The 12,629-nt window shown below is 45.4% G+C and carries 12 protein-coding genes; 4 read left to right on the plus strand and 8 right to left on the minus strand.

All coding sequences use genetic code 11. The annotated features are described in order from the left end of the window. Positions 1–222 precede the first annotated feature (222 nt). The 3 genes from GX419_08005 to GX419_08015 all read left to right on the plus strand — a co-directional run bounded on the left by GX419_08005 (position 223) and on the right by GX419_08015 (position 3,329). On the plus strand, positions 223–663 hold the full coding sequence (locus GX419_08005) for a transcriptional repressor (GenBank protein NLI24630.1): 441 nt from the start codon (positions 223–225) through the stop codon (positions 661–663). 31 nt (positions 664–694) lie between these two features. Further along, on the plus strand, positions 695–1,411 hold the full coding sequence (locus GX419_08010; protein ID NLI24631.1) for a peroxiredoxin: 717 nt from the start codon (positions 695–697) through the stop codon (positions 1,409–1,411). Positions 1,412–1,697: 286 nt separating this feature from the next. Further along, entirely contained in the window at positions 1,698–3,329 is a 1,632-nt protein-coding gene (locus GX419_08015; protein NLI24632.1) for an FMN-binding glutamate synthase family protein, read from the plus strand. A gap of 81 nt (positions 3,330–3,410) precedes the next feature. On the opposite strand, the gene GX419_08020 is transcribed toward GX419_08015, so the two are convergent. The 8 genes from GX419_08020 to GX419_08055 all read right to left on the minus strand — a co-directional run bounded on the left by GX419_08020 (position 3,411) and on the right by GX419_08055 (position 11,452). After that, positions 3,411–3,620 carry a hypothetical protein gene (locus GX419_08020; GenBank protein ID NLI24633.1) on the minus strand — a complete coding sequence of 70 codons (210 nt, stop codon included), beginning with the start codon at positions 3,618–3,620 and terminating at the stop codon, positions 3,411–3,413. A gap of 10 nt (positions 3,621–3,630) precedes the next feature. After that, positions 3,631–4,800 carry an aminopeptidase gene (locus GX419_08025; protein ID NLI24634.1) on the minus strand — a complete coding sequence of 390 codons (1,170 nt, stop codon included), beginning with the start codon at positions 4,798–4,800 and terminating at the stop codon, positions 3,631–3,633. Positions 4,801–4,863: 63 nt separating this feature from the next. Beyond that, entirely contained in the window at positions 4,864–6,819 is a 1,956-nt protein-coding gene (locus tag GX419_08030; GenBank protein ID NLI24635.1) for an OmpA family protein, read from the minus strand. A gap of 13 nt (positions 6,820–6,832) precedes the next feature. After that, the gene (locus GX419_08035; GenBank protein ID NLI24636.1) at positions 6,833–7,474 is read right to left on the minus strand and encodes a 7-carboxy-7-deazaguanine synthase QueE; all 642 of its coding nucleotides are present in this window, start codon (positions 7,472–7,474) and stop codon (positions 6,833–6,835) included. Positions 7,475–7,822: 348 nt separating this feature from the next. Next, complete coding sequence (locus GX419_08040; GenBank protein NLI24637.1) at positions 7,823–8,902, minus strand: alkaline phosphatase; 1,080 nt, start codon at positions 8,900–8,902, stop codon at positions 7,823–7,825. 51 nt (positions 8,903–8,953) lie between these two features. Next, positions 8,954–9,196: a hypothetical protein gene (locus GX419_08045; protein ID NLI24638.1), complete on the minus strand. Its 243-nt coding sequence runs from the start codon at positions 9,194–9,196 to the stop codon at positions 8,954–8,956. A gap of 43 nt (positions 9,197–9,239) precedes the next feature. Then, the gene (locus tag GX419_08050; GenBank protein ID NLI24639.1) at positions 9,240–10,541 is read right to left on the minus strand and encodes a Gfo/Idh/MocA family oxidoreductase; all 1,302 of its coding nucleotides are present in this window, start codon (positions 10,539–10,541) and stop codon (positions 9,240–9,242) included. After that, entirely contained in the window at positions 10,538–11,452 is a 915-nt protein-coding gene (locus GX419_08055; GenBank protein NLI24640.1) for an FAD:protein FMN transferase, read from the minus strand. Before GX419_08055 ends, GX419_08050 begins: the two co-directional genes overlap by 4 nt. Before the next feature lie 128 nt (positions 11,453–11,580). On the opposite strand from GX419_08055, the gene GX419_08060 reads away from it, so the two are divergent. Next, positions 11,581–12,627 (plus strand): oxidoreductase, encoded by a 1,047-nt coding sequence (locus GX419_08060; GenBank protein ID NLI24641.1) that lies wholly within the window; start codon positions 11,581–11,583, stop codon positions 12,625–12,627. Positions 12,628–12,629: the final 2 nt, after the last annotated feature.

The raw sequence follows: 12,629 nt of genomic DNA on the forward strand, positions 1-12,629 counted from the left end.
AATCAAAATCAGCCGGTTGACCAGTGCGTCAGCCGGCTGATTTATTTATTCCGGATTGCACATCAGGAGTGTAAACGAACCAATGTGCAGTGGACTGGCCTTTAGCGCAGTCCTCCGGCTTAACTTTCTGTAACCGACTTATGTTGTACAACATAATTCTTTGCTCTGGATTTTAACCTATTTAATTTAATTTTGAATAATTCTTTTTTAAGAATTTTTCTTATGAATATTCCGGATGTTTTAAAGAAAGCTGGCCTTAAATGCACTACACAGCGGCGCATTGTTCTGGAAGCCCTGATTCACCTGAACAATCACCCGACAGCTGATGAATTGACCGGATATATTCATAAAACCCACCCTGAGATTGCACAAGGCACAATTTATCATATTCTTGGGGTATTTCTGGAAAAAGGCCTGGCCAGAAACGTGATGAGTGATGGGTTACCGTTGCGTTACGAGTTTGCGGTGGAAAAGCATCATCATCTTCATTTTGTTGATTCGGGAGAAATAAAAGATTATCCTGATCCTGAACTGGACCGGATACTGCTGAGCTATTTCAGGGACAAGGGAATTTCTGATTTCCGGATCGATGACATCGAAGTGCACATTAAAGGGAGGAAAAAGAACAGCGATACTATCAGAAACAAAGAAAAAAATAAGTAAATTTTATTGTTTAATTTAAAACCAATGCATTATGGAAAACACAGAAGTTCGTGAATTTACGCCCATGCCCAGAATAGGCGATCCGGCACCTGAATTCAAGGCAGTGACCACACAGGGTGAGATTCATTTCCCCAATGATTATAAAGGGAAATGGGTCATTCTTTTCAGTCATCCTGCTGATTTTACACCGGTATGTACATCGGAATTTATCACCTTCGCTTCCATGGAAGAGGAGTTTAAAAAACTGAATTGCTCTCTGGTGGGGTTATCCGTTGACGGTTTATACAGCCACATTGCCTGGCTGAGGACCATCAAGGAAAAAATTGAGTACAAGGGAATGAAGAATGTGGAAGTGAATTTTCCACTGATTGAGGATATTACAATGGAAGTAGCGAAGAAATACGGAATGATTCAACCGGGGGAAAGCAATACAAAAGCAGTGCGGGCAGTATTTTTTGTCGATCCGAAAGGGATTATCCGTACCATTATATACTATCCTCTGTCCCTGGGCCGAAACTTTGATGAACTGAAACGGGTACTGATTGCTCTGCAGACAGCCGACAAATTTGGAATAGCTACACCCGCCGACTGGAGACCGGGAGACGACGTGATAGTTCCTCCTGCCGGCTCATGTGGTACAGCCAAGGAACGTATGGAAGCAAAATCAGAGGACATGAAATGCTATGACTGGTTCTTCTGCACCAAGAAGTTACCGAAAGAAAAAGTGTTTGAATCCTTGGGTAAATAAGAGTTTCCTTGTAAGATCTTATCAAACAAAAGAAAAAAGTTTTTTGCATGGTGGAATCCCGGTGTTTTCCCTCACCGGGATTTTTTTTAAAGTGCCTGAAAAGAGACTTCTCTTAATATTTATCCAACGCAACTTTCTCCCAAGACATACAGGCATCAAGCCATTAAATGCATAAATATACATTCTAAATAAACCTCTTGACTTTGAAATAATGATTTCATTCATTATTTTTGTTCGTTAAAGTGCATATTTATACAATTTAACACATTAAATAAAGGAGGGAATTATGTTTTACTGGCTAAAAAACATTGATTCCATCGGAACTGTCAACAGGGGAGTTCCGGGGGAATCGAGTCTGTGTACTCTATGTCTGGCTTCTTGCAAAGGAACCTGTGAAACGTGGACTTCATCCCTTGTCGGGAGGAAGCTTTTATATCCGCGCAATTTCGGCGACAGCACAGCAGGAGGAAATCATATTACCTCTCTGGGCATTGGTTATCATGCCATTCGTATTCAGGGATATGCATACGGAGCGAGGGGGATTGCCGATAAGAATCCTGATAAGTGTTTGTTTACACACGCCAGTGTGGAAACGAGTTTCGGGAATACAGTTATAACCAAATGCAAAATGCCGGTAATGACAGGAGCTCTTGGTTCCACCTTTGTAGCGGCCAAATACTGGAATTCCTTTGCTGTAGGTGCGGCACTATGCGGTATTCCCATTGTGGTTGGTGAGAATGTAGTAGGGGTTGATAAGGCATCAGAAATTGAAAACGGAAAAATTAAGAAGGCTCCGGAACTCGACAGAAGGATTGAAACCTACCTGAAATATTATGATGGTTACGGAGCCATTATTGTGCAGATGAACGTTGAAGACACACGGAACGGTGTTGCTGAGTATGTTATCAACAAATACGGTGATAAAGTAATCATTGAGCTGAAGTGGGGTCAGGGGGCAAAAGACATTGGAGGTGAAATTCAGGTTGACAGCATTGAATATGCCAAATTTCTGAAGGACCGGGGCTATCTGGTTGATCCCGATCCGTATGACCCTTCGGTTCAGGCGGCATTTGAAGCCAGGGCCATTACTTCGTTTGCCCGTCATAGCCGGTTGGGAGGCACAGATTTATCGACACCGGAAGAGGTACATGCTTCATTCATGAAGTCGGTTGACTATCTGCGGAAACTGGGTTACAAACGAATTACCCTGAAAACAGGAGCCTACGGAATGGAAGCCCTTGCCATGGCCATCCGTTTTTCGTCGGATGCCGGTCTGGATTTACTTACAGTTGACGGGGCCGGAGGTGGAACTGGTATGAGTCCATGGAATATGATGCAGCACTGGGGAATCCCTTCTCTCCCGCTTCATGCCAAGACATATGAATATTGCAAGGTTTTGGCCGACAGGGGGAAGAAGGTTCCGGACATTTCTCTGGCCGGAGGCTTTGCAAGAGAAGATCACATTTTCAAAGCGCTCGCCCTTGGTGCTCCCTTCACAAAACTGGTTTGTATGGGAAGGGCTCCCATGATCTGCGGGTTTGTAGGTAGTAATATCGAAGGGGTCTTTAAGCCCGACAAAAGAGCAGAACTGAGCGGCCACTGGACGGAATTACCACCTTCGGTTACTGCAATCGGAAAATATCCTGAAGAAATATTTGCCGGATGGGAAGAAGTAAAGAAAATTGTAGGAAACGAAGAAATGAAGGTCATCCCGTATGGTGCCATAGCTATGTATACCTACATGGACAAACTTAAATGCGGTTTGCAACAATTCATGGCCGGCGCCAGAAAGTTCAGAATTTCCGAAATTGCGCGCGATGACCTGATTGCCTCCAACAGGGAAACGGCCGAAGTAACCGGTATACCATTTATGACAGATGCGCTTGACGAACAAGCCAGGCGTATTCTTACTCATTAAACCTTCTGTTTTTTCATAGATCCAGTCTGCAGCAAAAGCGTAGAAATCAGTTTAGGATTTTTACGCTTTTTTTTTCTGTTTTCAATTCCACCATGCTCCTCTTTTCTGATAGAGTGATATGAAGCATTCGATGGAGCGGTCATAGGTCTTTTCAGCATCGGAAGGAAAATAACAGGCCGGCAGTTCGCCGTTCAGCCGGTGGTTTCTCAGGCACTCGCAGCAGATACCTTTGGAAGAGCAGGGATAGGTGCAATTGCACCATGATGCATTTCTGTTTTTGTTGCATTCCATATTCTATATGTTATTTTGTCAAATGGAGTTTGCGTTTTAGTTCATCGAGCATTGCTTCCTTCGGCATTAAAATGGAAATGGTTTTGGCCCTGAAATAGGGCCCGGATACCAGCAAATACCCATTAAATTTCGTTCCCCTCGTACCCCATGAGTTTTTTGTAATGTACCACACCCGGCCTGTCGAATCTTCAGCCATTCCGATTATGTGCATGGCATGGTCGTCGGTAGTTGCATACCTGTCAAATTCCTTCTGACGGAATAACTGATTTACAAAAGGTTCCTGAGAAGGAAGGGAAATTTTATCGCAGGACTCATCCTGAGCACCGGCACTTTGCCCGGCATACGCCGGAACCGGTTCTCCGGAAAGATAGGCCATCCCATTTTTCCAATCAAACCCGGGTTCTGAGATATCAGCTGCCCATGCGATCGTATAACCATATGACAGAGCATGGCGGACTGTCTGCTCCAGTTCATCCAGAGGCACATTCCAGGCACTGGCCCAGTTCCAGTTGTCGGGTACTTCAATAGGAAATTCGGAATACCAGGGATGATGAAGAAAAGAAGTTAATTCAATGTAGTGCGAAGGCTCTATTCCGAGGCTGTCTCTGAACGCAAACGGAGTAAAGTAATGCCTCTTCCAGGAAAAATGATCAGGAACCTCCCCCAGCCAGTCATCAAGAAGTGCGCTGAACCTGCCTTTCCATGCAGTATCGGTAAAGGCAACCTGATCATTTACCAACGTTTCCATAAAGCTTTTAACCGTTTTATCCAGCAGGGTATGGTCCTGAAGGGAACCCCCTGTCCTGCCGGCAGGATAGGCCTGTTCGGGAACAACTCCGACCGCAGGAACGGCATCCATAACATCGTTCAGAACACCTCCACCTGACAGACTTATTGTTCCATGCATCCTGAAGTACTTTTCTGCTTTTTTTTCATACACATTCCGCACAAAGTACATTTCGGAGAGGTCGAAGGTGTCCTTCAGCTTTCTTAACAATTCCGATTCAAGAAAAGAGACAACGGAAAAACTCCAGCAGGTATTGGTTTTATACTGGTCTTTTACCGGTGTGGACGGATTAAGACAAACAACCCGGAATGGTCCAAAATGATCTGGCTTCTGGGGAAATGCACTAACGGCCGCATGCAGAATAAAGACGAGCCATAGAATTTCTTTTCTCATACAGAATACTCAATAAAAAATCCATATACCCGGCATGAATCAGCAAAATACAAACATGCACTTTCATTTTCCGAGGATTCTGAATTCGGTACGTCGGTTAAGGGCTCTTCCCTCTTCGGTGTCGTTTCCTGCCACCGGCTGTTTTTCTCCATATCCTCTGGCAACAATGCGGGAAGGATCCATTCCGTTCTTAATCAGATAATCGGCAACCACCTTTGCCCGGTTAAGGGAAAGTTTAAGGTTGTATTCCGGAGAACCGGTATTATCGGTATGGCCACTCACCTCGATCCGCACCTCAGGATTTTCACGCATAAAGGAAAGGAGTTTGTTGAGTTCGGCGAAGGATTCCGGCTGAAGTTCCGCCGAATTCCATGCGAAGAATATGTTTTTCAGAACCGCTTTTTCACCCGGTTTGACAGGATGCAGGGCTATTCTCATCAGGAAAGGTTTTGCTTCGGTGAACGTATCGGCCAGGGCAAAATGATCGGAATAAAAAAGGTAGCCCTGTTTTGAAACATTCAGCATATAGTTAAAGCCAGGAGGCAAGGCGACAAGGAAAGTTCCCGTAACCGGATCTGATTTTGCCGTAACCAAAGAAAGCGAAGTTTTCAGGTTGATCAGCTCAAAGCTGGCCTCCAGTGGTGCACCGGTTACTGCATCCGTAACCACCCCTTTTATGTAAGAGACCGGGACAGGCCGTGCCTGAGGATACAGGTCAAAGTAATAAATATCCTGTCCCCGGGCCGTTTCGCGGTTGGTGGCGAAATAGGCTCTGTTACCTGAAGCATTGACGATCAGTCCAATTTCGTCGCGGCAGGTATTGATGGGATATCCGAGATTCACCGGTGCAGACCAGGTACTATCCTTTCTGCGGCGTGTCATATAAATATCAAATCCTCCCATACCAATATGTCCGTTGGAAGAGAAATACAAAGTAGTATTGTCGGCATGAATAAAAGGCGATTGTTCATCCTTCGGGGTATTGATGCTGTCGCCCATGTTCACGGGATTTTGCCAGGAACCATCTTCATTTTTTGTACTGAACCAGATGTCGAGCCCGCCTTTACTGCCCGGCCGGTTGGATGCAAAGAACAGGGTTTTCCCGTCGGGCGAAATGGATGGTTGTTTTTCACTGGCTGAGGTGTTAACGGGACTTCCGAGATTTTCCGGCTCGGTCCATTTTTCACCCTGATGGTAGGATACATAAATATCGCACTGGCCTTTTCCATCGGGCCTGTTGCAAGCTGTAAAATACATGGTGCGGCCATCAGGGGTAAGCGTCTGGGCACCTTCATTATCAAGGGTATTCAGGGGAGGCCCCATATCAACACCCTTGCTCCAGAAACCGTTTCTGAAGTAGCTCACATAAAAATCCTCCTGCCTGCTTCGCTGTTTTCCCTGTATTCTCATATTCACCGGAAGCAGAACCGTATAAACAAGAATCTGCTCATCAACGGAAAGGCTTGGCCAGTATTCATCGTATGCCGTATTAATACTGTCACCCAGGTTGACCGGCACAAACGGTACCGGATTTTCCACGGCCTGCAGGGCAAAATCGCAGGAACGCAGATAAAACTTCGCCTGCTGAACCAGCGATTCATTCTGTCCTTTGTACTGAAGAAAACGGAGAAAAGCACTTTTCGCCTCCTGGTATCCGCCTTCAGAAAAATGCGCCTTGCCCAGATTGTACCAGGCGGCCGGAAACAGATCGGGTTTTTCTTCCAGAATGTGTTTCAGGGTACTGATGATACCCTGATTATTGTTCATCTCGGCATAAATATCAGCCATCAGAAACCAGGCTTCGGCAAACGACCTGTCAATATCAACCGCCTGCTTAATATAATCGAGAGCAACGGAATAGTTTCGTGACTGATACTCCTGAAGAGCTATATTGAAAGCATGAACGGCTTTTTTTGACGTTGTAGTGTACTGGTTCTGAGAGAATGCTGAAGATACTGACAGGCAGATGATGACTGCAAGGAATGTGGTTATACGGAAACATCTGAAAAAATACTGCATAGGAGCATTTCTATCAGGGAATGTGCATAAACTTATGGGCCTGGAGGGAAATATTCCACTCAGGGTGAGATTTGGCATACGCAACAATTTCCGGTATATTTTTCTCATATCTACTCCATTCCGGCTGAAGATAAAGATAGCAGTTTTTTTTGACCCTGCGGGCATTTTTTTCGGCCCAGGCAAAATCGGCGGTATCCCTGATTATTACTTTCAGTTCGCTGGCTTTTTCATAGATTTCTTCCAGAGGAGGCATATTTTCCTTGGGAGAAAGGCAAATCCAGTCCCAATGCCCTGTTAAAGGATAGGCACCCGATGTTTCAAGGAACAGGGAGATACCTCTCGCCCTGAGTGCAGTTGTAAGAGGTTCCATGTTATACATAAGAGGCTCGCCTCCTGTTACTACAACTGCCCTGGCAGGACAGGCCACAGCCTTTTCCACAATATTTTCTATGGGAACCAGAGGATGCAGGGCCGGATTCCATGAAAATTTGGTGTCACACCATTCGCATCCCACATCACAACCGCCAATACGGATAAAATAGGCCGGCTTTCCTGTATGGAAACCTTCGCCCTGGATGGTATAGAATTCCTCTACCAAAGGAAGTTTCCATCCGTTCTCCGGCTGAAAAAGCGCATCATGTTTGCCCCTGATCATAAAAAAAAATTCAGGCAAAAGTACAGTGTTTTATTGAATCCAAATTCGTCAATTGAAAAACTCAATTAACGAATCGACGAACAAAATCTCATCAGATTTTATACGGCGGGATTACCTCGATAAGTCAATAGAAACAATGTTTTTTGTGTTTCTATTGACTAATCTCCTCTAAAAGTAATTTTGCTATAGCCTGGTTGAATTTGTTAATTCATGGTACTTCGGTTGAACCAACCGATACTTATTGCCTGAAGAATATTTTGCCCATTAACTGCTTAATGAAGCCTGCCAGGGGTTTTTGCCGGACAGTTTGAAAATACGGAATAATCAGAATTTCCAAATTACTCTGCCTTATTTTTCCAGTTTTAACAGGTGCATCATTTTATGGAACACATCGGTGTTGTCATAGATTCCTGTAAAGAGGGATGCACCGGGCCCGAAAGCATAAACCGGCACCATGATTCCGGTATGATCATGAGCGGAAAAGCGGATGCTGACAGTATGATTTTTAAGATCTCCGGCAGGCAGGCTCACTCCGCCAGTTTCATGGTCTGCCAGTACAATAACTGTTGTGTTTTTGCTGTTAGCGGCAAACTTCAACCCCTCTCCCACTGCCTTATCGAAATCCAGCACTTCTTTCACCAGCCATAAGGAATCATTTGAATGGCATGCCCAGTCAATCTGAGATCCTTCGACCATCAGAAAAAAACCTTTCTTATTGTTGGAAAGGATATTGAGTGCAAGCCGAACTGATTCAGCGAGGGCCTCCCCTCTTCCGTTCAAGGCGCCGGGCATATGGCCGGAAGCTCTGAACCAGGCCAGTTTCCCGGGAAGGGATGATGGAATCTGCCAAACCGAATCAGGAACGGTATATCCTCTGGATGTGAGATCAGCTATCAGATTCCTTCCATCGGATCGAGTTTCGAAATATTTTCTTCCGCCTCCAATGAGAACATCAACATCGGTCTTGACGATATCAGCTGCGATGGCCTCATTGTTCTCCCTGCCTGTCTGGTGTGCAATAAAAGCTGCCGGGGTAGCGTGTGTAACTGCACAGGTAACTACCAGACCCGTTGAGAGGTCTGCATCTTCAGCAAACTCGAGAATGGTTTTAAGGGGATTCCCGGTAGAATCCACTGCCAGATATGAGTTCCTGGTTTTGTGTCCTGTTGAAAATGCTGTTGCTCCTGCGGCTGAATCGGTAATGTAATTATCCAGCGACTGGGTCTTCATCAGACCAACATGTGAACACCGCTCTATATTCAGTGCGTCGGCCACAGAACCGCTTGCTGCGCAGAGCTGCGCCAGGCCCATTCCGTCACCAATGAATAGTATGACATTTTGCCTTTCTTCCTCCCTTGCCGGTTTGTTACACGAAAACACGATCAGCCCTGCAAAGGCAAACACCAAAATCCGAAATAAAGTTTTCATAGAATGAAATTTTTGAATTATTTATTTGCATTACTGTAATGAACGTTTTCATCAGCTACGGGGACGTTTCAGAATGTACCTGACAATCCACCAGATAATCCGAGCAATCCACACAAGGGCATACAGAAAACCTGTGACGGCCAGTACCCATAACTGTGCGGTAAAGAGCTCCTTCCATGGTGTATGGAATCTGAGAATTCCCCATACATTAAAAAGATTTGCCAGTGCATAACAAATCAATACTATCCGCAGTTCGTTAATTTTCTGACGGGCCGTAATCACTGTATCTTTCATGGCAATGTTAATCAGTTAGTATTAAATGCATCTTATCTTACTTTTAAATTTCTGCAGTCTTTTTTATGGCTTCCACTTCCAGTTCGGAAGGCCAGTAAATAGTTTTTCCGGTGAGGGTAGCCTCATCACCCAGGAGGGTTGCCACTCCGGCCAGGTAGCCCTGTTCGGCCAGACCGGGGACGATTTTATTTTGTCTTACCGCTTCGGCAAAAGCAACAAGCTGCATATCAGAGCCGTCACTATAAAGAATTTTATTGATAAAATAAGTTCCTTTGTCTTCTGATGGATTTTCAGGTACCCAACTGGGACCTCCAACCGGAACCACCTCAAATAAATCTTTTTCGATTGAGTTGATGAGTTGAACGATTCCCGGGGCTGGGGGCGGGTTCTCAAGGAAATATTTCCCGGCTTCCATCTCTACGGTTCCCAGGGGTCCCATAACCTGCACCTCGAGACCATATTTTTTGTTACTGATCACAGAATCGTATATAAACTGCACGCCACCGGGATAGGTATATATAACAGCAACATTATCAAACACTTCTCTGCCATCCTTCCAGTAATTTATACTGCCTGTTCCGGTAACCGAAACGGGATGTGCATCCAGCACCCAATTGGCTACCTGAAGGTGATGGCTGGCCAGCTCTGTCATGAGCCCGCAGGAGTATTCCCTGTATAGCCGCCAGTTTGTCCTTCGTTCAGTGGATGGAGGAATTACCTCTCTCCTCCAGTCATTATTCCTGTGCCACCATGCCCTGATCTGGGTAACCGGCCCGATGTGTCCGTCCCTGATCCATTGAACACCCCTGACAAACCGGATATCGAAAACCCGCTGATGTCCTATCTGAAGGATTTTGCCTGTCTGGTAATGCACTTTGAGCATGGAAGCACATTCATCCGTTGTCTTTGCCATGCTTTTTTCAGAAAAAACATGCTTTCCGGCCTTCATGGCATCAATTGCAATCGCGGCATGAAGATGCAAGGGAACAGCAATGATAACCCCTTCAACATCCTTTCGCTCCAGCAACCTTCTGTAATCTGAGTAGGGCGATGCTTTGCCTCCGGTAAGGGCAACCGCCTGATCAAGGTGGGGTTTAAAGTCGTCACATACCGCCACAATTGCGGTATCGGGAACGTTCTGAAGCATTTGCATAAGATACTGGCCCCGTGAACCGGTGCCGATAACACCCAGTCGGACAACCGGTTGCGAAGGGGATTTATTAACAGAAGATGCATATAGCTTCGCCATTGAAGGAAATGTTGACAGCAATGCTGTTCCGCCTGCCATCAGCGAAAATGTCTTCAGAAATTCCCTTCGTCCGGATTCTGGTAAATCTCTGCTCATTGATCTGAATTTTTAAAAGAATATTTGGTAATCTTTCCTGCCTTATCCGGCATAAGCCGATACACCAGAGAACAATCAAAAGCCTTCATGATGGATTGATAGTCATCAGGATCAGCAAGAAACAGAGCTGTGGACAATGCTTCTGCTTCCAGACCTGATTTTGCCACCACAGCAACCACACCGGTGGTATTTACTGCCTTTCCTGTCCGGGGGTCGATAATATGGACCTTCTGCTCAGGGGGTGATTCCGCAAATTTCGGAACATTACCTGATACTGAAACAAATGCATCTGAAAGAGATATTTCGCATTCTGCATCATTTCCCGGCACATTCAGACGAATCTTCCAGGCATTTCCTGAAGGATGAAGCCCCATACCCAGCAAGGAACTTTCGCCGAAGCTTAAAAAAGCATTTGCAATGCCTTCTTCCGACAGAATGCTCCGGATACGGTCCAGGGCATAACCTTTTCCGAAAGCCCCCGTGTCAATCTGAACATCGGGCGAAAGAAAGCGGATGGTATTCTTTTCTTCGTTCAAAATGACGGAGGTTATTGCTGATACCTGCTGACGCCCAGAAGCATAATCATCAGGATAGGCATATTCCTTCAGCCTTTGTTTGGTTCTGAGCATTGATATATCGAATAGTCCGCTGGTAAATTGAACATACCGGATGCACCGGTGCAGCAGATGAATCAGTTCGCTTCCTGTTTCCACTTCATGATGATAAGCAAAACGGTTCACTCTGGCAATGATGCTATCGCTGAGGTATGGATTAAGCAGATTTTCCAGCCGGTTAAGTTCACTCCGTATTTTTAAGGCCACATTATCTCCCTGTTTTCCGGCAATTCCCGGAATGACAAGATCGAGACGGGATGCCATAGCCCCGATGGTAGTATGAAAGACTGCTGCCAAGCCTTACTTTTTCTATGGAAAAGACAAAGATATTGTTTCGCACCAAAAACCATTAAGCACACGGAATTTTTTGATTTTTTTTGGGAGTTTTGGGCAGTTACAGTATTTTAGTGAAAATTATGGATACTATGGAAGAAACGATTAAGGTTGGACTGGCCTCCTATGGCATGTCGGGTGAAGTATTTCATGCTCCGCTGCTGCATGTGCATGAAGGGTTTGAACTAAGGGCAGTTTGCGAAAGAAGCCGTAAGAAAGCAGCAGAGAAATATCCGTATATTCATTCCTATTCTACCTATGAAGACCTTCTCAACGACAGGGAAATCGAACTGGTTGTTGTCAACACGCCTGATTACCTGCATTTCGAAATGGCAAAAGCTGCCCTGGAGGCCGGCAAGCATGTGGTTGTAGAAAAGCCATTTACGATAACTTCGGGAGAAGCCGATAAATTGATCAGAATTTCAAGAGAGAGAGGGAAACTCCTCAGTGTATTTCATAACCGCCGCTGGGACAACGGGTCTCTGACCGTGCGGCAGGTTCTTGCTGAAAAGCTCCTGGGCAGGCTGGTTCTTTTTGAATCCCATTTTGACCGGTTCAGAAATTATCTGCAGGACTCGTGGAAAGAAAAAGCTGGCATTGGTACCGGCACAGTCTATAATCTGGGATCACACCTGATCTATGAAGCGCTTGATTTTTTCGGGGAACCAAAGACTGTATTTGCTGATATCAGGGCAGAGAGGACCGGAAGTTGCGTTGATGACACGTTCGACATTTTTCTGGGGTATCCTGAGCTTAAGGTACTGCTTCGCAGCAGTTATCTGGTAAAGGAACCCGGACCACGGTACATACTGCATGGAACAGAAGGTTCCTATCTGAAGTGGGGCCAGGATCCGCAGGAAGAGGCCATGAAAGCGGGAAAATGGCCCGGCACTCCCGGTTGGGGTACTGAACCGCCTGAATTTTGGGGAACTCTAAATACCACCATTAACGGAACGCATTTCCGGGGCAAAATTGAAACCCTTCCAGGCAATTATCTTGCCTTTTACGATAACATTTTCAATGCCATTAGAAAGGGAGAAGAACTGATCATAACTCCGGAAAAGGCAGCAAAAGTAATCCGGATTATTGAAATGGCGTATCAGAGCAACAAGGAGCAAAAAGTAATAGCTTATTCATGAAC

The sequence above is a fragment of the Bacteroidales bacterium genome, assembly GCA_012517825.1.
Lineage (GTDB): Bacteria > Bacteroidota > Bacteroidia > Bacteroidales > JAAYUG01 > JAAYUG01.

Excerpts from the sequence above, each read along its gene's own strand:
- GX419_08030 (NLI24635.1), bottom strand. The coding sequence starts at position 6,819 with ATGCAGTATTTTTTCAGATGTTTCCGTATAACCACATTCCTTGCAGTC.
- GX419_08045 (NLI24638.1), bottom strand. The coding sequence starts at position 9,196 with ATGAAAGATACAGTGATTACGGCCCGTCAGAAAATTAACGAACTGCGG.
- GX419_08035 (NLI24636.1), bottom strand. The coding sequence starts at position 7,474 with ATGATCAGGGGCAAACATGATGCGCTTTTTCAGCCGGAGAACGGATGG.
- GX419_08060 (NLI24641.1), top strand. The coding sequence starts at position 11,581 with ATGGAAGAAACGATTAAGGTTGGACTGGCCTCCTATGGCATGTCGGGT.
- GX419_08015 (NLI24632.1), top strand. The coding sequence starts at position 1,698 with ATGTTTTACTGGCTAAAAAACATTGATTCCATCGGAACTGTCAACAGG.
- GX419_08040 (NLI24637.1), bottom strand. The coding sequence starts at position 8,902 with ATGAAAACTTTATTTCGGATTTTGGTGTTTGCCTTTGCAGGGCTGATC.
- GX419_08010 (NLI24631.1), top strand. The coding sequence starts at position 695 with ATGGAAAACACAGAAGTTCGTGAATTTACGCCCATGCCCAGAATAGGC.
- GX419_08050 (NLI24639.1), bottom strand. The coding sequence starts at position 10,541 with ATGAGCAGAGATTTACCAGAATCCGGACGAAGGGAATTTCTGAAGACA.
- GX419_08005 (NLI24630.1), top strand. The coding sequence starts at position 223 with ATGAATATTCCGGATGTTTTAAAGAAAGCTGGCCTTAAATGCACTACA.
- GX419_08025 (NLI24634.1), bottom strand. The coding sequence starts at position 4,800 with ATGAGAAAAGAAATTCTATGGCTCGTCTTTATTCTGCATGCGGCCGTT.
- GX419_08020 (NLI24633.1), bottom strand. The coding sequence starts at position 3,620 with ATGGAATGCAACAAAAACAGAAATGCATCATGGTGCAATTGCACCTAT.